The 22,821-nt window shown below is 71.2% G+C and carries 17 protein-coding genes; 9 read left to right on the forward strand and 8 right to left on the reverse strand.

What is annotated here, in order from left to right; translation table 11 throughout:
- Positions 1-283: 283 nt before the first annotated feature.
- Positions 284-3,091 (forward strand): LuxR C-terminal-related transcriptional regulator, encoded by a 2,808-nt coding sequence (locus tag ACIQWG_RS13190; RefSeq protein ID WP_404094177.1) that lies wholly within the window; start codon positions 284-286, stop codon positions 3,089-3,091.
- A 208-nt stretch (positions 3,092-3,299) separates the two neighbouring features.
- On the opposite strand, the gene ACIQWG_RS13195 is transcribed toward ACIQWG_RS13190, so the two are convergent.
- The 7 genes from ACIQWG_RS13195 to ACIQWG_RS13225 all read right to left on the reverse strand — a co-directional run bounded on the left by ACIQWG_RS13195 (position 3,300) and on the right by ACIQWG_RS13225 (position 10,497).
- A complete protein-coding gene (locus tag ACIQWG_RS13195) occupies positions 3,300-4,475 on the reverse strand; it encodes a thioester reductase domain-containing protein (protein ID WP_404094180.1) in 1,176 nt (391 codons plus the stop codon).
- 66 nt (positions 4,476-4,541) lie between these two features.
- The gene (locus ACIQWG_RS13200) at positions 4,542-5,795 is read right to left on the reverse strand and encodes an aspartate aminotransferase family protein (RefSeq protein WP_404094183.1); all 1,254 of its coding nucleotides are present in this window, start codon (positions 5,793-5,795) and stop codon (positions 4,542-4,544) included.
- Between the two features lie 22 nt (positions 5,796-5,817).
- The gene (locus tag ACIQWG_RS13205) at positions 5,818-6,237 is read right to left on the reverse strand and encodes a type II toxin-antitoxin system RatA family toxin (protein WP_404094186.1); all 420 of its coding nucleotides are present in this window, start codon (positions 6,235-6,237) and stop codon (positions 5,818-5,820) included.
- Between the two features lie 96 nt (positions 6,238-6,333).
- On the reverse strand, positions 6,334-7,305 hold the full coding sequence (locus ACIQWG_RS13210; protein ID WP_404094189.1) for a BTAD domain-containing putative transcriptional regulator: 972 nt from the start codon (positions 7,303-7,305) through the stop codon (positions 6,334-6,336).
- A gap of 424 nt (positions 7,306-7,729) precedes the next feature.
- The gene (locus ACIQWG_RS13215; RefSeq protein ID WP_404094191.1) at positions 7,730-8,533 is read right to left on the reverse strand and encodes an SDR family NAD(P)-dependent oxidoreductase; all 804 of its coding nucleotides are present in this window, start codon (positions 8,531-8,533) and stop codon (positions 7,730-7,732) included.
- A 293-nt stretch (positions 8,534-8,826) separates the two neighbouring features.
- Positions 8,827-9,774, reverse strand: coding sequence for a squalene/phytoene synthase family protein (locus ACIQWG_RS13220; RefSeq protein WP_404094193.1), 948 nt, complete (start codon positions 9,772-9,774; stop codon positions 8,827-8,829).
- 90 nt (positions 9,775-9,864) lie between these two features.
- Positions 9,865-10,497, reverse strand: a complete 633-nt coding sequence (locus ACIQWG_RS13225) for a TetR/AcrR family transcriptional regulator (RefSeq protein ID WP_404094196.1) — start codon at positions 10,495-10,497, stop codon at positions 9,865-9,867.
- Positions 10,498-10,621: 124 nt separating this feature from the next.
- Between ACIQWG_RS13225 and ACIQWG_RS13230 the strand changes: the two genes are divergently transcribed.
- From ACIQWG_RS13230 to ACIQWG_RS13255, 6 genes are all read left to right on the forward strand, one after another.
- Positions 10,622-12,034 (forward strand): MFS transporter, encoded by a 1,413-nt coding sequence (locus ACIQWG_RS13230; protein ID WP_404094197.1) that lies wholly within the window; start codon positions 10,622-10,624, stop codon positions 12,032-12,034.
- Positions 12,031-13,242, forward strand: a complete 1,212-nt coding sequence (locus tag ACIQWG_RS13235) for an FAD-dependent monooxygenase (RefSeq protein WP_404094200.1) — start codon at positions 12,031-12,033, stop codon at positions 13,240-13,242. The genes ACIQWG_RS13230 and ACIQWG_RS13235 overlap by 4 nt, the downstream gene beginning before the upstream one ends.
- A 115-nt stretch (positions 13,243-13,357) precedes the next feature.
- Complete coding sequence (locus ACIQWG_RS13240; RefSeq protein ID WP_404094203.1) at positions 13,358-15,901, forward strand: ATP-binding protein; 2,544 nt, start codon at positions 13,358-13,360, stop codon at positions 15,899-15,901.
- Positions 15,902-16,127: 226 nt separating this feature from the next.
- Positions 16,128-16,931, forward strand: coding sequence for a dioxygenase (locus ACIQWG_RS13245; RefSeq protein ID WP_404094206.1), 804 nt, complete (start codon positions 16,128-16,130; stop codon positions 16,929-16,931).
- Between the two features lie 62 nt (positions 16,932-16,993).
- Positions 16,994-18,163, forward strand: coding sequence for a hypothetical protein (locus ACIQWG_RS13250; RefSeq protein WP_404094208.1), 1,170 nt, complete (start codon positions 16,994-16,996; stop codon positions 18,161-18,163).
- A 153-nt stretch (positions 18,164-18,316) separates the two neighbouring features.
- Positions 18,317-18,943: a DUF1345 domain-containing protein gene (locus ACIQWG_RS13255; protein ID WP_404094211.1), complete on the forward strand. Its 627-nt coding sequence runs from the start codon at positions 18,317-18,319 to the stop codon at positions 18,941-18,943.
- Between the two features lie 95 nt (positions 18,944-19,038).
- Here ACIQWG_RS13255 and ACIQWG_RS13260 read toward each other — a convergent pair whose 3' ends face one another.
- Complete coding sequence (locus ACIQWG_RS13260) at positions 19,039-19,701, reverse strand: hypothetical protein (protein WP_404094213.1); 663 nt, start codon at positions 19,699-19,701, stop codon at positions 19,039-19,041.
- Between the two features lie 190 nt (positions 19,702-19,891).
- Here ACIQWG_RS13260 and ACIQWG_RS13265 point away from each other — a divergent pair, with 190 nt between their 5' ends.
- The gene (locus tag ACIQWG_RS13265) at positions 19,892-20,407 is read left to right on the forward strand and encodes an SRPBCC family protein (RefSeq protein WP_404094216.1); all 516 of its coding nucleotides are present in this window, start codon (positions 19,892-19,894) and stop codon (positions 20,405-20,407) included.
- 41 nt (positions 20,408-20,448) lie between these two features.
- Complete coding sequence (locus ACIQWG_RS13270) at positions 20,449-22,758, forward strand: FdhF/YdeP family oxidoreductase (protein ID WP_404095821.1); 2,310 nt, start codon at positions 20,449-20,451, stop codon at positions 22,756-22,758.
- The last annotated feature ends 63 nt before the right edge of the window (positions 22,759-22,821 follow it).

The raw sequence follows: 22,821 nt of genomic DNA on the forward strand, positions 1-22,821 counted from the left end.
GCCCGACCAGCTAATTCAACTGTTCAACTCGGCGTTGCAAGATTCGCACTGCGTCAGCCATCCACCGGTCTATACTCGCCATCGCCTGACGGAAAAACAGACTCGAACGCCTAACAGCGGGAGAGGTATCGATCGGATTCGAGGAAGCCGGAAAGCTGAAATCAACTCACCTTCATCTCCTGACTGATTCGATCATTCAAAAGTCCAACTTTGAAGCATGTTGGCGGCTCCAGAAACGCATCGCAAGATGGCCGAATTAATTCCACCGCGGGGGCGGAAACAGATGTCGACGAGCGATACCTTCGATTGGCCGATAACAGCGCGGGAGACAGAGCTTCAAACCCTCGGGAACGCCGTCGCACAACGCGGCGGAGCCCTCCTCGTCGGCGCCTCGGGAGTCGGCAAGAGCGTCCTTCTGTCCGCCGCGCTGCGGCAGGCCGGCGACGACGGCCGCACGGTGATGTGCGTCGGCGGAGCCAGCTGGAGCAGCGGCCCCCACACCCGGGGTTTCGGCACGCTCGCCGAGTGCCTGGAGGCCGTGCAGCTCTCCTCCTCGGACGGCAGGGCCGGCGAACGGCCCCTCATAGGGATAGACGACGTCCACCTTCTCGACGCCGCCTCCAGCATCCGGCTGCACCGGCTCGTCGCCGCGGGGCATCTGACCGTTCTGGCCACGGCCCGCCAGGACGCTCCGACGCCGGCCGGCGTGGACAAACTCTGGGTGGAGCGGCTCGTCGAGCACGTCGAGGTGATGCCCTTCGACCGCAGCGCGATGGACAGCGTGCTGCGGGCCCGGCTGGGCGGCCACACCGACACCACCACTCTGGAGCGGCTGTGGGCCGCCACGCACGGCAACGCCCTGATGCTGCGCGAACTCGTCGAACACGCCCTGGAACAGAGCACGTTGCAGTGCGTCGACGGCACATGGCGGTGGCCCGGACTGACCGAGGCCCCCGGCAAGCGGCTCTCGGACGTCATCCGGCTGGGACTGCGCGACCTCAACCACGACGAGCACGAACTGGTCCACATGCTCGCCGTCGCCGAACCGCTGGAGTCCGAGATCGTCGCGGCGGCCGGGCTGTCCAAGGCGGCCGAAGCGCTCCACCAGCGCCGGATCGTCAGCGTCGAGCGCAGCCGCTCACGGGTCCGGCTGCGGCTCGCCGTACCGCTCAACCGCGCCGTGGTGGCCTCCCGCATGTCCGACCTGACCGCGGCGCGGCTGCGGATCGAGGTCGCCGACGCCCTCGAACGCATGGGCGCGCGCCGCGAGGAGGACATCCTGCGGATCGTCTCGCTGCGCATGGACGCGGGCCTCGTACCCCATCCGGACCAGTTGCTCAGCGCGGCTCCCATCGCGCTGCGACGCCGTGAGTTCGCGCTCGCGGAACGCATGTGCCTGCTCGCCCTGGAGGAAGCGCACTCCGACCTGGACACACCGGCGCTGCCCGGTCCCGTCCCCGGCTCCGCCGACTACGGCAGGGAACTGCGCCGGCTGGTCACCCGCGTCGCGCGCAGCCCGGAGCAGGCCGGACAGCGGGTCCGTGCCACCCTGCTGCTCGGCCGGGTGCTCGTCGGCAAGTCCCGCCCCTCGGAGGCGGAGACGGTCCTGGCGGCCGGGCTGGAGTCCGGTGTGCCGGTGCCGCTCACCGAGCACATCAGCGCGGTGCACACCCGCGTGACCAACCTGGCCTGGAGCCTGAGGCGCATCGAGGAGGCCAGCGAGCTCCTCGACCGCACGATCACGGCCATCGGCGCGCATCGCGCCGGAGTGCTCCACGGCACCCGCGTGATGATCGCCGTGACGCTGGACCGGCTCCACGAGGCCGTCGCCCTCGGCGACCGGGCGCTCGGCATGGACTCCCCCGATGTCGGTCTCGCCCAGACGGTGGTGCCCACGGTGGCCTTCGCCCGCGCCGAACTCGGCGACCCCGCAGGCGGGTTGGCACTCCTCGACCGCTACCAGGAGGCCTCCGACAGCTGGGACGCCGAGTCCCTGCTCCTGGCCAACTCGGTCTCCGCGCGTTGCTCCTCGCTGCTCGGACACCTCAGGACCGCCGCCGCGGCGCTGGACGCGGTGCACCGCTACGACCCCGGGCACGGCCGGCCCGCACTGCTCCAGGCGCTGCTCGACCGCTGCCGGCTGCTGCGGATGCTGGGGCAGCCCCAGCAGGCCGTGGCCCTGCTGCGCGGGGCGATCACCTCCGAGACGGCGCACTCCTACCCGGTGCACAGCGCCTGGCCGCTGGCCCAACTGGCCGGTGCGCTGGCGGAGTCGGGCAACCACACGGAGGCCCTGCGCACCCTGGTCGAGGTCCGCTCGACCCGCGGCGAGGGCACCTCGTCGCCCATCACCGAGGACGAGATCGACTACGAGAACGCCCTGGTCGTCGCCTACACGGGCGACCACGCGGCGGCCGCGTCGCAGTCCGTGCTGCTGGCCGAGCGGGCCGCGGCGGCCGGGCGTATGGTCCGGGCGGCCACCGCGCTGCTGCTGGCCGCCCGGCTCACCGAGGGCGAGGCGGTGCGCTATCCGCACCAGAGCCTGCTGCGCACGGCCCGTGCCACCGGGGGTCTGATCGCCGTGTACGCCGACTACACGGCCGCCCTCGCCGACGGCGACGGTGCCGCGCTGATGGACGCGTCCAGGCAGTTGGCCGACATGGGCGCGCTGCCGCTGGCGAGCGAGGCCGCCGCGCAGGCGGCGCGCGCCTTCCGGGCGTCGGGTCAGTTCGGCAAGAGCCGCAAGGCCAGGGCCGCCTGCCAGGACCTGCTGCGCGGCTGCGGCACGATGCTGCCGCCGTGGCTGCACACGGACGGGCGGCAGGAACGCGACTCCGCCTCGCTCACCCCCCGGGAGCAGGAGGTCGCCGCCCTCGCGGCGGCGGGCATGTCCAACCGCGACGTGGCGGACCGGCTGGTGGTCTCCGTACGCACCGTGGAGAACCATCTGCACCGGATCTACCACAAGCTCGGTATCACGGCCCGCAGCGAGCTACAGCGTGGCCTGGAGAAGCTGATCGGCCGGCCGCAGGAGAACGACCCCCTCCCCTCACTGCGCCTCCTCGGCGCCGGCTCCGAACACGTCGCCTAGGGCGTGTGCGGTTCCGTTCCCAGACGTATGGCCCGCACCAGCCGACGCTGATGCGGGCCGCACCTGCTCGAACCCTCCCCCGACCACCTGAAGGCGATCCCGTAGGGCGACTTCGGCGCCCGGACCCGGGACGGCTGTGCCCCGTGAGGAGCGTTCCTCACGGGGCACTCGCGGCTCGCGACCCGTAGGCAGGCCCGTGCGCCGCGCCCTACGCCCGGGGGTCCGGCAGAACGCCGTGCCGTACGAAGTACGCGACGTAGGTGCCGAACACCGTCTCGTCGATGGCGGGGCAGGAGACGTCGGTGCCCTTGAGCAGATCGCGGGTGATGTCGTCCGAGAATTCGGCGACCTCCACCTTGTCCGACTCCACGAGGATGCTCAGCAACGGGGCCATGGAGTTGGTGACGTCGGCCGCGACGGCCTTCATCCACTTCAGGATGCTGACCTCCTGGACCTCGTAGCCGGCGCCTCGCAGCAGCCGCAGGATCCGCTCGGAGTCCAGCGTGCCGGGACTGACCTGGTGGTAGATCCCGCCCGTCCCCTCCGGGTGCCGGGACGCGGTGACGATCGCGGCGCTGACGTAGTCCACCGGCACCATGTTCATCTCCAGCCGGAACCGGCGTGGGTACAGGCCGACCTGGAGGGAGCCCTTGATGAAGCGCCACACGAAGTCGTTCGGCTGGCAGGCTCCCGTCCCGGAGTCGCCCCAGACCTGACCGGGGCGGTGGATCGTCACGGGCACCCCGCGCAGGGAGGCCTCCAGCACCAGCTGCTCGGCCACCCACTTGCTCTTGGTGTAGCCCAGTGAGAGGTCCTCGGGCGGCCCGGTCGGGTCGAGCTCGCCGCGCGGTGTGCGGTCGGTCCCGGCATGGAACACGCCGGTGGTCGAGACATGGTGGAGCGGGGCCTCGGCGGCACAGGCGAACCGCAGGACCTCGTGCGTCGCGTCGACCGTTGCCTTGCGCAGCCACTTGTAGATGGTCAGGAAGTTCACCTTGGCCGCGGAGTGGTAGACGGCACCGATCCGCCCGGCGAGTTCGGTGTACGCCTCCTGCGGCATGCCGAGCCGAGGCCGTGTCACGTCCCCGGTGTGCACATGGACTCGGTCCAGGTCGAGGCCGTCGAGCAGTTCGTAGGTACGGAGGTTGTCCTCCAGGCGGGCGCGGGCGGCGGCGTCGTCCGCGCCCCGGACCAGGCAGTGCACCACGAGCCCCTGCCGCAGCAGGTCCCTGAGCAGGAACGCCCCGAGGAAACCGGTCGCACCGGTGAGGAACACCTCGCGCACCGTCAGTGGGTCCGGTGCCGGGAAGCCGGTGATGTCGTCCGCCAGGACGACGTCGGCGGCGAACTCCTCGGCGATGTCCGTGAGTTTCGTCGAAGTCATGGGTTGTCTACGGTCCTTCCGGTGACGTTCCGTTTCCGGAGTCGCTCCGCGTTCCGCCCCGACGCGCTAGGCGTCGGCGGCGGCTTCGGCGGTGGCGTCGGTGAGCATGGTCATCGCCTCTTTGACGTCGGCTTCGGTGGCGACGATCGGCGGGAGCAGGCGAATCGTGGTGGGGCGGCTCAGACACGGCGAGACGACCATGCCGCGCTGCGCGAGCCCGGTCAGCACCGCGCCGGCCAGTTCCGGCGAGCGGTAGTCGACCCCCCACAGCAGCCCGCGGCCGCGGGTCTCGACGACGGCCTCGGGGAACTGCTCGCGCAGCTCCGCCAGGCCCTGGGCCATGGCGTGGGCGATCCACTCGCCGTCCTCGGCGTGCCGCTCGATCAGGTCGAGGGCCACGGGGATGACCGCGGTGGACAGGGGGTGGCCGCTGAAGGTGGCGGTGTGCACCATCGGATCGGCCAGCAGCGGGGCGTACAGGCGGTCGTTGCACACCGCGGCGGAGACGGGCATGACACCGCCGCCCAGCGGCTTGCCGAGCAGCACGCAGTCCACGTCGAGTCCGGCCGCCAGCGCCATGGAGCGGGGACCGCACCGGCGCAGACCGACCTGGATCTCGTCGGCGATGACGAAGGCGCCGTGTTCGTGGGCGTCGCGGCACCACCGCGCGAGCACCGCCTCGTCCAGGATCCGCACCCCGTTCTCGGCCTGGACGGGCTCGAACACCACGGCCGCGGCATCGTGTTCGCGCACGGCCTTCGCGACGGCCTCCGGATCGTCGGCGCTGACCCGTACGACGCCCTGGAGCAGCGGCTCCAGCCCGGCCTTGAAACGCGGGTTGTCGGTGAGGGCGAGGGCGCCGAGGCTCTTGCCGTGGAAGGCGCCGTCGACCGCGAGGACCGTCGTCCGGCCGGTGGCCATGCGGGCGAGCTTGACGGACACCTCGACGGCGTCGGCGCCACCGCACCCGAAGTACACCCGGTTCAGGTCGCCGCCCAGGTACTGGGCCAGGCGCTCCGCGGCCAGCGGGGAGACCGACGTCTGCACCGAACGGGTCGATGCGGGCATACGGTCCAGCTGGTCGCGGACCGCCTCGGTGATCTTCGGGTTGGCGTGTCCGAGCAGGGCGACGGCGTAGGAGCCGAAGTCGAGGAGACTGCGGCCGTCCGAGAGGATCACCCGGGAACCCTGGGCCTCGACCTCCACCGCTCCCTGGCCGGTGAACTTGCCGGCTGTGGCGAGGGCGGGTGAGAAGTGGCGCTTCACCCGGCGGAAGGTTTCCTTGGCCTCGGCTCTGGCGACTGTGGGCAGCACTGTCATGATTCGTCGTCTCCTACGGGTTCTATGGGGTTCGCTGGACTATTTCTTGCTGATAGCCCTCCAGGGCCTTGGCCACAGCCGGGTGGATCATGTCGGCGAGCATGGGTAGCCCGACGTCGAATTCCACCTTGAGTTCGAGGCCGGCGGCGCCGTCCTGCTCGACCACCTGCCAATAGCCCTCGTAGTGCGCGAGGTCGCCGTCGGTCTGACGGAACGCCCAGCGCCGCTCGGCGTGATCGAGCAGATCCTCCTGCTCCCACTCCATTTCGGAGCCCTTGAGCTCGACGACCCAGTCCGAGGTACGGCGGTCGCCGTCCTGGCTCGTGATCGTCACCTCATGGACGCCCTCCATGTAGCCGGAGAACGACTCGCAGTCCAGGAGCACCTTCCACAACGCGTCCGGCGAACCGGCGCCCATGGCGGTGTTGTGCAGTACGTGCATGATCAAGTCCTCGTCGAAGCGTCGTGAGTGGAGAGTTGAGGGTCGATTTCCCCGCGGCGGATCACCGCGGGTGAGTCTGTGCGACCCGGCATGTGGTCACGCCGAGTCCTTGCGGCGGGTCAGAGACCTTTCCTCGACCAGCGCCGCGAGCCGCTCCATCTCCGAGCGGAGGGCGTGCTGCACCTGTGTCAGCTCCTCCACCCGGACGCGCAGTCGCGCGATCTCGTGGCCCTGCGAGCCGACACCGTCGGCGAAGTCCTCGGGTCCGGGGACCTGGGGGGTGACCGGCGCGCCTCCCGCTCGGACGGCTTCCGGCCAGGCCCTGCCCGCCTCGCGCAGCATCCGGACGTTGCCGGGCCGGCCCGTCGGGCCCGCCGGGGCCGCGGAGGGGCGCTGCACGCTCTCCCGTACGACGCGCGCCTCGCCCGGCCGTCCACAGCGTTCGAGCGCCACGGCCAACTGCTCCTTGAACCGCGGGTGGTACGGGTGCGCCGCGACCAGCTCCTCCAGATGGTGGACGAGTTGCTGGTGCTGCCCGGCCCGCAACGCGGCCTCGCACATGTAGCCGAGTGCCACCAGCCGCTCCTCTTCGAGGCGCGCGGCGGCGGCGGAGCAGAGCGGGCCACGTGAGCCGCCGTCCAGTGCCCGGCCACGCCACAGACCGAGCGCCTTGCGCAGCATCAGCGCGGCCGCCTGCGGGTCGGACTCCACCATGCGCTTGGCCCTGGCCACCTGGAGCCGGAACTGCACGCTGTCCAGCGCGTCGGGACGGGCCTGGAGCACATAGCCCGAGGCGCGCGCCACCAGCCTCGGGGTGTTCGCCCGGGACGGTTCCAGCTCGATCAACTGCTGTCGCAGCCGCGAGACATGGGCCTGGAGCGCGTTGCCGGCCTTGTCCGGCGCGCTGCTCCCCCACAGCTCGTAGATGAGCTCCTCGGTGGGTACCGGAGACCCCAGACGGACCACCAGCGCCCCGAACAGCGCCCGCTGCTTCGGACCCGTCAGCTGAACGCTCCGCTGCTTGACGTCGTCGTAGATCGCAGGGGGTCCCAGTACCCGGAACTGCATCGAAACCTCCACCAGTCGTCGCGGCCCGTTCCACGCCGCACACTGAGGTGATCACGCGGGGAGGGCCGCCCACATGAGTACTCAGGTACTCCAAAACACCGTTACGGGACGGGTCCGCCGGCTCCGGCCACCGCTTCCCGGAGGCCGAACCCCGGCACGAGGTGAGTGACGGCTACTCATGTGCGCGGTACGGGCCCCGCCGCCTCCCGGCACGGTCGGGGGGGGAGACAACGGGCGGGCCGGTATCAGGCGTTGAGGCCCTGGGAAGCTGTTCGTTCGCGGCTGTGCGCGCCCCGGCATCGCGTGGGCATGCGGAATCCGTCCGCGGGCCTGGACACGACCCGGCCGCACACGCTCCAGCCGTTCATGACGGTCCGTCAGATGGTTCCGCCCACGGATGTCGGCGCGCGCCACACCGCGCGCTCTACTCGGGCCGAAGGGCCTTGCGGCAGATCCGCTCGCCGACCCAGGCCACGAGATTGCGCGGGCGCCGCGGATTGAGGTGCGCCGTGATCGCGTTGGCGAAGCCGGGAGTCACGTAGGCACGGTCCCGGTCGAGGGCCTTCAGCGCCGTGCGGACCACCGGCTCGACCGTGGTGAAACTACCGGCGACGGCCGCGTTGCGGGTGCCGACCACCTGGAAGAACTTCGTCTCGACCGGGCCCGGGCACACGGCGGTCACCCGCACGCCCCTCCCCCGGTACTCCTGGCGCAGCGCCAGCGAGAAGTTGAGCACGAAGGTCTTCGACGCGCTGTAGACCGTCAGGTAGGGGCTGGGCTGGTATCCGGCCGTGGAACCCACGTTGAGCACAGCGCCCTTGCCGCGCTCGACCATGCCCGGCACCAGCTCGTGGGTGAGGTCGACGAGGGCGACGACGTTCACCATCAGCATGTCGTGATCGCGTTCCGGCTCAATCTCCTCGAATCGACCTGCCGTACCGAAGCCCGCGTTGTTCACCAGCAGGTCGATCTGGAGGGACCGGTCGGCGAGTTCACGCGCGACCTTCCGGCCCGCGTCGGGCTGCGCGAGATCCTGCACCACGACGTGCGTCTTGACTCCGTGAGCGGAGGACAGCTCCGCGGCGAGTTCCTGAAGACGGTCGCCGGAGCGAGCCACGAGGACCAGGTCATGGCCCCGGGCGGCGAGTTGGGAAGCGAACTCGGTGCCGAGACCGGAGGAGGCTCCGGTGACGAGGGCGGTGGCCGGGGCGGTCAGGGCAGTACTCATGGCTGTTCCCTTTCGGCAGGACGACTGACACCTCGCGGGCATCGACGAGGCGTGGCCGACGCGTCCCACCTCGTGCCGGTCGGTCCGCCGCCTGCTGCCGCCCCCTCATCCGAGACGTCCAGAGTCACACCACACTCCACGGCGAACAGCGCCAAGACGCATCGGCCACGCCCGCGCGGCCACGCTAGTGAAGCGCCGTACGCCCCGGCCCGCCCCCTGACAGGGCCTGACACGTCAGCCTCGCGGAACGGTGGCTCGGAGCTCCGACCCCGCTGTACCCGGCGCGCACCGCCTCAGCGCGCGCGACGCTGTTCGGCCTTGGCGGCGAGGTACTGCCGGGCAAGCACCCTGAGAGTGGCGGCGATCGGCGGTCGCGCCCCGTCGGTCAGGAGGGCGCCCCCCTTGCGCCGCACGGCCTGGAGTTGCAGCTCCTGCACGGAGATCAGGGCCCTGAGGAACGGTCGGTACGGTGCCTCGACCAGGTCGGGCAGTCCCCGGCACGCGCGCAGCCCCGCCTCGGCGAGATCGGCCTGGGCGCTGACCAGCGGCTCCAGAGCGGGCACGCACTTGTCCGGGTCGCTGCGCAGGTCCGCGAAGGTCAGCCCGTACCGGACCAGTTCCTCATCTGCGATGCCGATGCGGCCCTGCTCGGCGTCCTCGGGCAGGTCGGCGAGGAAGTCGGACCGTTGCCACGCCTCGATCAACGCTCGGCATCCCCGGAGGAACGCCTCGTCCGCGCCGCTGTCCGGGGCCGGCGCGATCAGTGACGCCGTGAGCATCAGGGCCGGCAGTGAGTAGCTGTCGATGTAGGCCTGGAACTCGGACTCGGTGTCGAAGCCGGTCCAACCGGCCTCGGTGGGCGCCCCGTCCAGGAAGTCGCGCACGTGCGCGGCCAGCTGCGGGTGTCGGCGAGCGGTGTCGGACAGGGTCCGAAGCAGGGCGGCGTCGGACGTCCCGGGACCGGGGGCGGTCGCAAGTGCCGCTCTCACCTGTAGGTCCCAGGCGCTCAACGCCTTGCGGCGGGCGCCGGGGTCCCCGGCGTCGATCCGGTCGTCGGTTTCGTGCATGAAGGCGACCATGGCGACGACGGACGGGTGCAGCCGCGCCGGGAGCAGCAGCCGGACGGCGAGGTACTGGTGGAGCGCGAACTTCCGCACCAGCTCCCGCTGTGCGTCGTACGCTCGCCGCAGGGTCCGGTCGGTGATGCCGGCCTCGTTCAGGGCGGCGGACCATCGGGGCACTGTTCTCCTTGGACGCGGGGGCGGGTGAGGGTTGGCGGGGTGACGGCGCCGACGGAGCCCCTCCGTTCGATGCCGCCGTGTGATGCCGCCTTACCGGGACCGGTACGCGCGCAGGAAGGTCCGTACTCCCTCGACGATGAGTGGCCGCACGCGGGGGTCCTCAGCGGCGTTCGCCGAACCGAACCTGTTCAGCGCGACGTTGAAGGTCAGCGCGATGAACTGGTCCGCCGCGAGCCGGGCGTCGGGGACGTCGAGCAGTCCGGCCTCGGCGAAGGCGGCCAGTCGCTCGGCGAGCGCCTCGTCAGGGGCGTCCGCCATGGAGTTCTCGCCCCCGTCCGGCACATGGGCGGACTGTGCCCGGACCAGTCGTTGCAGCGTCGCGTACTCCGCCGAGCCGAGCATGTCGGTCGCGATGCGCATCGAGAACGTGACCAGGACGTCCTCGAGGTCGGCCGCCTCGGTGAGGTCGGTGAGGGTGTCGTCGAGGATGTGCCGGGTCGTGGTGACCAGTGACTGGCCGACGCCGTCGACGACCGCTTGCAGCAGCGTCCGCTTGTCACCGAAGTAGTCGTAGACCGTCCGCTTGGACACCTCGGCGCGCGCGGCGACCGCGTCGACGCTGGTCCGGTCGAAGCCGTCGGCGAGAAACAGTTCCCGGGCCGCGGTGAGGATGGCGGCGCGCTTCTGCGTGGAGCCCTCGCGCAATGTCTTCGTGGTCGGCATGGTCACATCCTAACCCAACTTTACTGCACGGTGTAGTGTAGTTTCAGAAGCCGGCCCGCACAGCGCCATGCGCCGCCGGACCCCCAATCGCCCTCACTCGCACTCAGCGAGGGGAAGGACGTTCATGACCACGACCACAGCCCCGGCTCCCCCGGTCCGCATCGGGAAGCCCGCCGTATGGGCTCTCGGCATGCTGGCCGCGGCCACCGGGACCCTGGAGTCGGTGGTGACACCGACGCTTCCGCTGTTACAACGCCAATTGTCGACAAGTCCCGCCCAAGGGGCCCTGCTCAGCATCGCGATGCTCATCACCGGTGCCCTCGTCGCGCCCGTCGCGGGCAGCCTCGGTGACCGCTACGGCGGGAAACGGGTCATGCTCCGGCTGATGGCGGTGGTCTCGGCCGGAGGCCTGGTGTCCGCCCTGGCACCGAACCTGGCGGTGCTGCTGCTCGGTCAGGTACTGGAAGGCGCGATGGTGGGGGCGATGCCCCTGTCGTTCATCCTCGTACGCAAACACCTCCCGGCAGGGGAATCCGCGGTGGCCATCGGGTGGGTCAGCGGACTGTTCGTGGGCGGCGGCATGCTGGGCACGCTGATCGCCGGGCCCATCGCGGAAGGACTGTCCCGGCACTGGATGTTCGCGATACCGACGATCGCGATCGTCGTGGCGACCGTGTGCGTCCAACGGCTGATGCCGGACGATCCACCGGCCCGGTCGGACGCCAGGATCGACTGGCCCGGCCTGGTCCTCCTGAGCGGTGTGCTGCTGACGCTCATGTTCGGCCTCTCGATGGCACCCGAGCTCGGCGGCCGGCCCCTCGCGCTCGGCGCCCTCGTCGCACTGCTGGCTCTCCTGGTGACCGGATGGATCCGCGTCGAACGCCGGTCGTCCTCACCGATGGTCGACCTGCGCGTGGTGGCGAGGCCGGCGGTCTGGAGTTCCTACGTGATCACGTTCGCCGTGTGCGTGGGGACCGCGGTGTCGATGTTCCTCGTGCCGCAACTGTTCGCGGTCTCCGCCGACGGGTACGGCTTCGGAGCCGGCTCCACCGACATCGGACGGTACCTGTTGCCCGGTGCCGTCACGGCGGCGATCAGCGGGCCGCTCGGCGGGATGGCGGCGCGGCGTTTCGGCTCTACTGCCGTGGTCACCGCCGGAATCGGGGTCATGACGGCCACCTTGGTGGGCCTGGCCTTCGTGCACACCGAGGTCTGGCACCTGATCGTCGGCAAGGCGCTGATCGCCCTCGCCAGCGGTGTCTGCATCACGGCGATGGTGGTCAGGACGGCCACCTCCGTCGATCACGGCAACACCGGCACCGCCACCAGCCTGGTCCTGGTGACACGCGTGATCGGCTTCGCCACGGGCGCACAGGTCAGCGGCGCCTTCCTCACCGCGGGGACCGCACCCGGGACGGACGACCCGGCCGAGTCCGCCTTCGTCACCGGCTTCGTCATCGCCGGCATCGTCACAGCGCTGTCCCTGCTCGTCGTCCGAAGCATCAGCCGCTCCACGAGCGAAGGAGTCGAGAAGTGAAGGTCCTGATATCGGGAGCCGGCGTCGCGGGTCCCGCCCTCGCGTTCTGGCTGAACCGCTCCGGGCACGAGGTCACGGTGGTCGAGAAGGCGGGCACGGTCCGCCACGGCGGCTATCCCATCGACGTGCGCGGCACCGCACTGGAGGTCGTCCGGAGGATGGGAATCCTGCCCCAACTGCGGGACGTGCAGGTCGACTCGCGTCGGTTCACCTTCCTCGACGGAGACGGCGGCAGGATCGCTTCGGTCGACCCGCACCACGTCGCCGGCAGCGTCGCGGGACGGGACCTGGAGGTGCGGCGCGGGGATCTCACCGACGCTCTGCACAAGGCGGTCCGTGACGACGTGGAGTTCTTGTTCGACGACTCCGTCGACACCCTCGAACAGCCGGCTCGCGCCGATCAGTTCGGCCGCCCCGGCGACGGGGTCGATGTCACCTTCCGCGGCGGCGGCAGGCGTACGTTCGACCTGGTGATCGGTGCGGACGGTCTGCACTCTCGCACCCGGGAGCTCCTGTTCGGCCCCGAGGAGCAGTTCCATCGCTACCTCGGCTACTGCTTCGCCGTGTTCACGATGCCCAACACCCTCGGTCTCTCCCACGAGATCATGATGTGGAACACCCCGGGCAGGGCCGCGGCGCTCTACGCCGTGGGAGACAGCGACGAAGTGCACGCCTTCCTGAACTTCGCCCGCCCGGAACCGCCGTTCGACGCCGACGCCTTCCGGAACCCCCACGCCCAACGGGATCTGGTCGCGGCCACCTTCGCCGACGCGGGATGGGAAGTGCCGGGCATGATCGCCGCAATGCGCGAAGCGGACGATCTCTTCATCGACGTGGTCAGTCAGATCCGCCTGCCTCGCTGGTCCAGCGGCAGGGTCGCGCTGGTGGGCGACGCCGCGTACGCTCCCTCGTTCCTCACCGGCCAGGGCACCAGCCTCGCGCTCGTCGGGGCGTACATGCTTGCCGCCGCCCTGGCCGGCCGGGACGCCGCCACCGGACTCGCCGCCTACGAGCACGGCACCCGTGACTTCGTGACCCTCAATCAGGCGCAGATCGGCGAGGGCGGCGCCACCCTCTTCCCCACCACCGCTCACGCCCTGGCCAGGCGCAACGACATGCTGCGCGGCCTCAGCACCATGCCCTCCGCGGAAGGACGACCGGCCCACTCGGCGCTGAGCCTGCCCGAATGCCTGCCCTCGCACGGCTGACTCAAAGGAACGGGCACTAGGGTGAGCCGCTTCACGGCTCGTACCGATCGGTACGCGGTCCCGCCGCGCCCGGAACCGGCCTGGCCCCGGGCCCCGTACACCCGAGGATCCCGCAGTGGCGTCGACGAAGCGGACGTGCGAGGCGTGCGGTGGCCCGCTGGGCGCCTCGCGCGGGGACGGGGAACCAGGCTCGGGAAAGGGCGGCCGGCCTCCCAAGTACTGCTCCAACGCCTGCCGACAGCGGGCCTTCCGCACCCGTGCGACGACGGCATCCGAGGTGGGGCAGCCGTCGGCGGGGCAGGCGACCGTTCCCGGCGGGAGGCCCACGGGGGCGGACGTACGCCTCGACCCGCCGCCCGGCGGCGTGTTACCCCGGCCGCTCGACCGGTTCATCGGCCGGGCCGGCGAGTTGACGCGGCTGCGCGGGCTGCTGCGTTCGACGCGGCTGCTGACCCTGGTCGGCCCGGGAGGGGTCGGCAAGTCACGGCTCGCGCTGCAATTGGTCGGCGGGCGGCGGGAGCTCACCCGACTCGTCGCACTCGATCCGCTGCGTCATCCCGCGCCGCTGCGGCAGTTCGTCGCGACCTCGCTCGGCTTCGGCGACCAGCACGGTTGTGCCGAGGAAGAGGCCCTGGTCCGTGCGCTGAGCACACCCGGGCTGCTGCTCGTGCTGGACAACTGCGAGCATCTGGCCGAGTCCTGCGCCGAGTTGGTGGCGCTGCTGCTCACCCGCTGCCCACGGCTGCGGATCCTCGCCACGAGCCGTGAGGCCCTGCGGGTGCCCGGCGAGGTCGTCTTCCGGGTGGGCGAGCTGTCGCTGCCTCCCCGGCCCGCGGAAGACCGCGCCCAGGACCGCTCGGCCCTCCGGGTGGACGACGTGAGCGGCTCCGACGCCGTGCGGTTGTTCGTGGAGCGCGCGCGGGCCGCCGCGCCCGGCTTCGGTCTCACCCCGGACACGGTGGACGCGGTCAGCCGGATCTGTCATCGGCTGGACGGGCTGCCGCTCGCCATCGAGCTGGCCGCGCGCCGGGTCGCGGGCCTGCCGCTCGGGCAGATCGTCGACGGGCTGGACAACCAGCTCGCGCTGCTCACCGGCGGCAGCCGGATCGGACCGGCGCATCACCGGGAACTGCGCGCGGCGATCGCGTGGAGCCACCGGCTGCTGGACCCGGCCGAACAGGCCGTGCTGCGGCGCGTGTCGATCCTCGCGGGCGGCTTCGGCCTGGACGGGGCGCGGGCGGTGTGCGCGGGCGAGGGGATACGCACGGGGGACGTGCTGCGGCTGCTGTGCTCCCTTGAGGAGAAGTCACTGCTCGTGCGCGTGCCGGGCGAGGAACGACGTGCCCGTTTCCGGCAGTTGAGCGCCATCCGTATGTACGGCCTCGGCCGGCTCGCCGCTTGTGGGGAGCTGGCACTTGTACGCGAGCGCGCCCTGTCCTGGCTGGCGGGGCTGACGGACGACACCGTGCACAGTCCGCCCGTCGGCCTCGTCACCCGGGAGTTGGTGGCCGAGCGGGAGAATCTCGCGGCCGCGGTGGCGTGCACCGAGGACGAGGGCGGGGACCGGCACTTGCGGCTGGCGCTGGCGCTGGCCCGGGTGCACCGGGAACTGGACGAGTTCATCGCCGCCCGCAGAATGCTGGACGCCGCGCTGCGCCGGGTGCCTTCGTCGCCGTACCGGAGCGACGCCCTCGCGCTGGCCGCCCGTATCGCGTACAAGCAAGGAGATCGGGCGGTCACACTGCGGCTGGCGAAGGAGGCCGTGGCCGCGGCACGCGGACACGACCGGCCGGCGGCGCTCGCCGACGCCTTCGACGCGCTGGGCGTGGCCCTGCTGGCGCGTCGGGGTTTCGCGGCCGCGGTCGTCGCACAGCGGGCCTGCCTCGACATCACGCGGCGTCTCGGCGACGACCTGGCCACGGCGGTGTCCCGGCACCGGCTCGCGTGGGCGCTCCAGCACGTCGGTGCCGTGGCCGAGGCGCAGGAGCTGCTGGCGCGGTGCCTGCCGGTGCTCCGTACCGAGGCCGCCTCGCACCACCACAGCGCGGCCGTCCACACGGCCGGGGTGGTCGCGCTCGCGGCCGGCGACGACGAGGCCGCCGAAGAGGCCTTCGCCGAAGGACTGGGGATCGTCGCGCCGGACACGTTCCACGCCATGTACCCGGTCGAGGGACTGGCCATCGTGGCGGCCGGGCGCGGTGAACCGGGCAGGGCGCTGCGGCTCGCGGCGGCCGCCGCCGAGGTGCGCGGACGGATCGGCGTGCGGCCCGACGCGGAGTGGCAGCGGCGGGTCGACGCCGCGGTCGCCCGGGCCCGGAGCGGACTCGACGCCGAGGCGGCGGAGTCGGCCCGGGCCGCGGGGCGACGGCTGCACGGGGACCGGCTGGTCGCCTACGCGCTGCGCTCGGCCCGGTCAGTGCACGGGCGGCCGGGGCGCGGCGGGGGCACGGGCCCACTGACCGAGCGGGAGATTCAGGTAGCCACGCTCGTCGCCGAGGGCCTGACGAATGCTCAGGTGGCGGTCCGGCTGGAGCTGTCCCCGCGTACCGTCGAGGCCCATCTCGACCACATCCGCGACAAGCTGGGGGTGCGGTCGCGCACTCGCATCGCCGTGTGGGTGGCCGACCAGGCGGCGGAGGAGCGGGACGGACGCGGGTAGCCGGGGCGCGCCCGGGGACGATCCCGGCCAGGACCACGTGATGATCAAGCCCGCCGGTTTCGTAACACTCCTCGTGTCGTCCGTCATCCGCCGGATGTGCCGCGTGTCCGCTTGCGGCAGGGTCGGTGATCGGCAGGAGGGTTCCCCTGTCGCACCTCTTTCACCCTTGCCCCCGGCGTCGTTCGCCCCATGAGGACGCGTCGGGGCCTCCCCCACAAGGAGTGCCATGCGCCAACACGGCCACGACCGGCGAGCCGGCAGCATGCCCGGCCGGCGGCCCGACGAGTCGCCCGCACCCGACGCGGCAGCCCTCGACCCCGCCGAGGACAACCCCGAGGACACCCCACGGTCCCGGTCCCGCCGCACCTTCATCCGCACCACCTCGATCGGCGTCGGCTCGGCGGCCGTCGCCGCAGCGGGGATCTCGGGCTCGACCACCGCCTCCGCCTCGGCACGCGTCCGGCCCCTCGCCGCGAAGGCCGCCGGTGTCCCGCTCGCCCTGACGCCCTCCTGCAACGGCGGTGAGACCCCCGAGCAGATGGAGGGCCCACTGTTCAAACCGGAGTCCCCACAGCGCACCAAGGTGATCACGCCCGGCATCACGGGCGTGCCGCTGACCCTGCGCGGTGTCGTGTACGACCCCGACTGCGACCCGCTCGCCGACACGCTGCTGGAGTTCTGGCAGACCGACCACAACGGCGACTACGACACGTCCGGCTTCTCGCTGCGCGGCCACCAGTACACCAACGCCCGGGGCGAGTACCGGCTGGACACCATCATCCCCCGTGACTACTGGGGCCGTTGGGGCCGGCGCACCCCGCACATCCACGTCCGGGCGCAGGCCCCGGGCGGTCCCCTGTTCATCACCCAGCTGTACTTCCCGGACGACACCCGGGCGTACGGGCGTGACTTCGCGCTGCTGAACGCCCGCGACCAGCTCCTCAACCGCGCCTGTGTGGTCGCCCTGGAGGCCCGCGACGACGGCGGCTACGACGGCACCTTCGACTTCGTCGTCAAGACCGCCGTCTGATGCCGTCGCCCGCCCAAGAGGCAGTGGACACAAGGGACACACGGAACACGAGGGGCTTCGCCATGAACGAGAACACCACTCCCGGTGCCGCACGGACGCGGCGCCTGCGGCGGACGGCGCTGCCGACGGCCGTCGCCGCCCTGACGCTCGCCGCCGGTCTCGCCGGGGTGCAGCTGTACGACGGCTCCGAGGGCCGGGCGACGGGCTCGGCACCCGTCGCCGACAGCGAGCGCACACCCGGTGGCTGGCAGCAGACCGCCGTGCCGTTCGAGAAGGGCGACATCACCGCCGTAGCCGCGCTCGACGACGAGCGGGCGTGGGCGGTCGGCTACCACCTCAAGTCCTACGACGAGGTGGAGCACGTCGCGCTGCGCTGGGACGGCACCGCGTGGAAGCGGGAGTCCGCCCTGCCGGCCGGGGTCTTCCCGACGGCCCTCGCGGTGCGGGCGGCGGACGACATCTGGGCCGGCGGCTCGACGCTCGTGCACTGGGACGGCAAGGCCTGGACCGAGTTCCGGGCCGCGCAGGACCCGGCGGGCCGGGTCCTGCCCGAAGCCCTGGCCGCGAGCCCGGACGGCGGCGTCTGGTCCGCGGGCCGGGCCATGGGCATGGGCGTGAAGACCGGCGTGCCCTCCGTCCAGTCCTGGGACGGCACGCGGTGGGTGCGCCACGAACTGCCGGACACCGGCAACGGCGAGCTGAACGGCATCGTCGCCCTGGCCGAGGACGACGTGTGGGCCGTCGGCACGAGCTACTCCGCCGACGCCGCGTCCGACCAGGAGCCGCTGGCGCTGCACTTCGACGGCGACACGTGGACCGAGACGGAGCTGCCCGGCACCTCGAGCCGGGCGACCTGGCTCAGCGCGGTCGCCGCGCCGTCCGCGAAGGACCTCTGGGCGGTCGGCGGCAGCTTCACCGCCCAGGGCGACCAGCCGTACGCCCTGCGCTACGACGGCAAGGCATGGAAGAAGACGGCGACACCCGAGGCCCCCGACGGCCGGCTGCGCGCGGTCGGCCGGGCGGCGAACGGTTCCGTCTGGGCCGTCGGCGGCAAGGGCTCGGCCTCCCTCGGACTGCGCTGGAACCAGGCCGAGCAGCGCTGGGAGAAACTCGCCGCACCCGGCATCAGCGTCCGCGGGCTCGGTGCCGTGCCCGGCAGTTCCGCGCTGTGGGCCGTCGGCGTCGCCACCAAGGGCGACCTGGTGCCGCGGATCGTCCGCTTCGGCGGCTGACCCGGCCCACGTCCCCGTCCGACACCGCGGACGAACGCCGGGGCGCCCCGAGTCCGCTCGGGGCGCCCCGGCCCTCGGCGAGCCCGGGGCCGGGTCCGAGGCCGCGATCGTGGCCCGAGCCGGATGGCGAGGGCCGGGCTACGTTGATGATGTATGCCTTACCTACTGCCGCTCGACGTAGTGCCACGCCTGACCGGGGCGCTGGCACTCGGCCTCGCTGCCGGTCTGACGGTCGGACTGCTGGCCGACGCGGCACTGGGCGTGCTGGCCGGAATCGCCGCCACCGGGTTCGCCTTCGTCGTCGCGGGCTGGGTGGTGCTGTGGCCGATGGATGCCGCCCGCACCCATCACACCGCCCGCCGTGAGGACCTCCGGCCGGTCATGGAGGAACTCGTGCTGGTCGCGATGGCACTGTGCGGTCTGGTCACCATCGTGCTGGTACTGGTGCGCAGCGAGTCGGACAGCCTGCACGCCTCGGCGGGGCTGTGCGGAGTCGTCACGGCCTGGGCCGCCCTGCACCTGATGTACGCCACCCGCTACGCCTACGAGTACTACAGGCACGACGGGGGCATCGACTTCAACGGCGACCAGCCGCCCACGTACCGGGACTTCTTCTACTTCAGCTACAACCTGGGCATGACCTACCAGGTCTCCGACACCGACGTCTCCAGCCCGAGGATCCGCGCAATCGTGCTGAGGCACTCGCTGCTGTCCTACGTCTTCGGTACCGGGATCCTCGCCACCGCCATCAACGTGTTCGTCGGCGTTCTCAGCGGCTGACGGACACCGGCGCCGACGTACGGGACGGCTCCCTTCACCGCATCGTGCGCAAGGGCGAGTCGGGGGGCGGCTCATCACAGGGGACCGACCTCGGGCTACGACATCTGGGCGGCAGCCTCTCGCAGATCCCCGCGGCTGTGGTCCATCAGTTCGCCCAGGTCGTTCACGTCGGGATCGAGCTCCTCGGCGCGGGGCGCGACCTGTTGCAGACAGTCCGCCATGGAGAGCGCCAGACCGGATGCCTCGTCCGTCTCGCCCTCACCGAGGAGTTTCTCGATCCGGAAGGCGATCCCGGCGAGCGTCTCGTCGTCGGTCTCCGGTACGAGGTAGCCCCTGAGGCCCGCCGGGTACGGAGTGCGCTCACGAAATTCACGCAATGCCGTGACCACCGCTTGGTTGTCACTGAACTGGTCCAGGATTCCCATGAACACATACAGCCGAGCCGCCAGTCGCGGAAGTCCGGGAAATCCGTCCAGCCACTTCACCAAGGCCGAGTGCCCACCCAGGTGATCGATCATCTGCGACATTTCGGAGGCGTAGGTATTCGTCTGCACCCAGTGGAAAGGCAGCAGTCGCGCCACTTGCCCCGCGAGCTCCTTCTCCTGCTCGGAAGAAAGGGTTCCCGCGTCGAAGCCCGCGATCAGCGCACCGTCGAGGCCGAATCCTTCAGGTGTCGATCTGCCCTCGGACGCGTGCGACCCATGGTGACGCAGGTGCAACAGGCGGTTCTCGACCTTGCTGAACGGCTTCTCCCGCATCGAATCCTCCTTGACCGGCGCGCTACGACACCGCGCATCCACCTTGCTGCCCGGCGGTGGGGGGCGCGCGCCGGGCGAGCCATTCGGTCCAGCGGGCCCGGGTCCGTGCCCGCGGGGCGGACGGTGCTGTTGCGACGTCCGGGCCGAGCGATGGAGACTGAGTCAGTGACACCTCGAGGGCAGGTGGGTCATGACCATTGAGGAGACGATCGACGTCGCGGTTCCGGTGGAAACCGCGTACAACCAATGGACCCAGTTCAAGAGCTTTCCCAGGTTCATGGGCGTGGTGAAGAAGGTCGATCAGGTCAAACCCACGGTGACCGTCTGGACCATCGGTTACGGACCGCTGCGCCGGGAATTCCAGGCCGAGATCCTGGAGCAGGAACCCGACTCGCACGTGGTCTGGCGCAGCCTGGAACGACGTCCCTCCCATCAGGGTGAAGTGGGATTCCGGCCGACCGCGGCAGGCGGCACTGCGGTGACCGTACGCCTGCGATTCGAGCCGCGCGGGCCCCTCGCGGCGGTCGCCGAAGCCACGAATCTGCCCGTCCGCGTCCTGCGTTCCGAACTCGGTCACTTCAAGGAATTCATCGAAGGGCTGGGACAGGCGGGCGGGGCCTGGCGGGGAGCCATCCGCAACGGTCACGTACGGCCGGTCGAACCGGAACCGCCCAGGAGTCGTGTGGCCCGCTGGCCCGTCGGCTGACCTCGTGGCGGACCGGGCAGACGAGAGGCAACGCCATGCCCATGCAGAAGCCGCCCGGCGAAGAGCCGCAGGAAGACCTCTCCGTGACGCCGCCGAAAACATGGGCGGCGGGAGTCCCGGCGGTCGTGCACGCGCTGGAGTACTCGCTGGAGCAAACCTCGCCGAAGACGGCCGGCGTGGACCTGCTGACGATCAACCAGGTGGGCGGCATCGACTGCCCCGGCTGCGCGTGGGCGGACCCCGCCGCCGGGCACCGGCATCGCAACGAGTACTGCGAGAACGGCGCCAAGCACATCAACGACGAGGCGACGACACGCCGCGTCACGGCCGGCTTCTTCCGTGAGCACACGGTCTCCGAGCTGGGCCGACGGTCCGACATGTGGCTCAACCAGCAGGGGCGGCTGACCGAGCCGATGGTCAAGCGGCCCGATGCGGACCATTACGAGCCGATCAGCTGGCACGACGCACTGGGACTGCTGGCCGAGGAACTGCGGACGCTGGACTCGCCCGACGAGGCGGTCTTCTACACCTCGGGCCGGGCCAGTAACGAGGCCGCGTTCGTCCTCCAGCTCTTCGCCAGGGCCTACGGCACGAACAATCTGCCCGATTGCAGCAACATGTGCCACGAGTCCAGCGGGTTCGCCCTGCACGAGACCCTGGGCACCGGCAAGGGCACGGTCTCCCTGCACGACCTCCACCACGCCGACCTGATCTTCCTGGTCGGGCAGAACCCCGCGACGAACCATCCGCGCCAGCTCTCCGCGCTGGAGCAGGCCAAGCTGAACGGCGCCCGCATCGTCGCGGTGAACCCGCTTCCGGAGGCGGGACTGATGAGGTTCAAGAACCCGCAGAAGGCACGCGGTGTCATCGGGCGGGGCATCCGGATCGCCGACCGTTTCCTGCACATCCGGCCCGGCGGCGACCTGGCGCTGTTCCAGGCCCTCAACCGGCTGCTGCTGGAGGCCGAGGACGCCCGGCCCGGCGAAGTCCTCGACCATGACTTCATCCGCGCCCACACCAGCGGCCTGGCGGAGTTCGCCGAGCACGTCCGGGCCGTCGAGTGGCGGGACGTCCTCGCCGCGACCGGACTGACCCGCGCGGAGATCGAGGAGGTCCGCGACGATGTCCTGCGCAGCCGACGCGTCATCGTCTGCTGGGCCATGGGCGTGACCCAGCACAAGCACGGAGTGCCCACGGTCCGGGAGATCGTCAACTTCCTGATGCTGCGCGGAAATCTCGGCAGGGCCGGCAGCGGCGCGTGCCCCGTCCGTGGGCACAGCAATGTGCAGGGCGACCGCACGATGGGCGTCTGGGAGCAGATGCCGGACTCGTTCCTCGACCTGATTCAGCGGGAGTTCGGCTTCGATCCGCCGCGCGCCCACGGACTGGACTCGGTGAACGCGATCAGGGCGATGCGGGAAGGGCGCGTCAAGGTGTTCCTCGCGCTGGCCGGCAATTTCGTGCGGGCGGCTCCGGACAGCGCGGTCACCGAAGAGGCCATGCGGTCCTGCCGCCTGACCGCCCACATCTCCACCAAGCTGAACAGATCGCACACGGTCTGCGGCCGGACCGCGCTGATCCTGCCGACGCTCGGCCGCACGGAGCGCGACTTCCAGGCGGGCGGGGAGCAGATCGTCACGGTGGAGAACTCCATGAGCGAGGTGCACACCTCCCGCGGCCGACTCAGGCCCGCCTCCAAGCTGTTGCTCAGCGAGGTCGCGATCCTGTGCCGGCTCGCCGCCCGCACCCTGGACGGCAAGGTGAACGTGCCGTGGGACGCCTTCGAGGCCGACTACGGCACGATCCGGGACCGTATCTCGCGGATCGTGCCGGGGCTGCACGACTTCAACCGGCGCGTCGCACGCCCCGGCGGCATCCAGCTGCCCAACCCGGTCAACGAGGGCGTGTACGGCACGCCGCTCGGCAAGGCGCTGTTCACCCGCAACGACTGGGAGATGCCCCGGGTGCCGGAGGGCCACCTGCTGCTCCAGACCCTTCGCTCGCACGATCAGTGGAACACCGTCCCCTACACGCTCAACGACCGCTATCGCGGTATCCACGGCAGCCGCCGCGTGGTCCTCGTCAACCCCGGGGACCTGACCGCGCTCGGCCTGGCCGAAGGGGAGCACGTCGACCTCGTCGGGGTGTGGACGGACAGCGCCGCGCGCCGCGCGGAGGACTTCGTGGTGGTCCCGTACCCGACCACCCAGGGCTCCGCCGTCGCGTACTACCCGGAGACCAACGTCCTGGTCCCGCTGGACAGCGTGGCCGACCTGAGCAACCAGCCGACGTCGAAGGGGATCGTGGTCCGTCTGGAACGCACCATCGAGCGTGCGGGCACCGGGCCCTGAGAACCGGCGCTCCTCAGGAGCGTTCCGCCGCGAAGCCGAGAAGACCGTCCGGGTCCTACGGGC

This window comes from Streptomyces sp. NPDC098781 (genome assembly GCF_044759995.1).
Classification (GTDB): domain Bacteria; phylum Actinomycetota; class Actinomycetes; order Streptomycetales; family Streptomycetaceae; genus Streptomyces.

Bases quoted from the DNA above. Each gene is read 5' to 3' on its own strand.
- ACIQWG_RS13210 (WP_404094189.1), bottom strand. From the start codon at position 7,305: ATGCAGTTCCGGGTACTGGGACCCCCTGCGATCTACGACGACGTCAAG.
- ACIQWG_RS13265 (WP_404094216.1), top strand. From the start codon at position 19,892: ATGACCATTGAGGAGACGATCGACGTCGCGGTTCCGGTGGAAACCGCG.
- ACIQWG_RS13200 (WP_404094183.1), bottom strand. From the start codon at position 5,795: ATGACAGTGCTGCCCACAGTCGCCAGAGCCGAGGCCAAGGAAACCTTC.
- ACIQWG_RS13245 (WP_404094206.1), top strand. From the start codon at position 16,128: ATGCGCCAACACGGCCACGACCGGCGAGCCGGCAGCATGCCCGGCCGG.
- ACIQWG_RS13215 (WP_404094191.1), bottom strand. From the start codon at position 8,533: ATGAGTACTGCCCTGACCGCCCCGGCCACCGCCCTCGTCACCGGAGCC.
- ACIQWG_RS13195 (WP_404094180.1), bottom strand. From the start codon at position 4,475: ATGACTTCGACGAAACTCACGGACATCGCCGAGGAGTTCGCCGCCGAC.
- ACIQWG_RS13260 (WP_404094213.1), bottom strand. From the start codon at position 19,701: ATGCGGGAGAAGCCGTTCAGCAAGGTCGAGAACCGCCTGTTGCACCTG.
- ACIQWG_RS13230 (WP_404094197.1), top strand. From the start codon at position 10,622: ATGACCACGACCACAGCCCCGGCTCCCCCGGTCCGCATCGGGAAGCCC.
- ACIQWG_RS13250 (WP_404094208.1), top strand. From the start codon at position 16,994: ATGAACGAGAACACCACTCCCGGTGCCGCACGGACGCGGCGCCTGCGG.
- ACIQWG_RS13270 (WP_404095821.1), top strand. From the start codon at position 20,449: ATGCAGAAGCCGCCCGGCGAAGAGCCGCAGGAAGACCTCTCCGTGACG.
- ACIQWG_RS13205 (WP_404094186.1), bottom strand. From the start codon at position 6,237: ATGCACGTACTGCACAACACCGCCATGGGCGCCGGTTCGCCGGACGCG.
- ACIQWG_RS13255 (WP_404094211.1), top strand. From the start codon at position 18,317: ATGCCTTACCTACTGCCGCTCGACGTAGTGCCACGCCTGACCGGGGCG.
- ACIQWG_RS13190 (WP_404094177.1), top strand. From the start codon at position 284: ATGTCGACGAGCGATACCTTCGATTGGCCGATAACAGCGCGGGAGACA.
- ACIQWG_RS13225 (WP_404094196.1), bottom strand. From the start codon at position 10,497: ATGCCGACCACGAAGACATTGCGCGAGGGCTCCACGCAGAAGCGCGCC.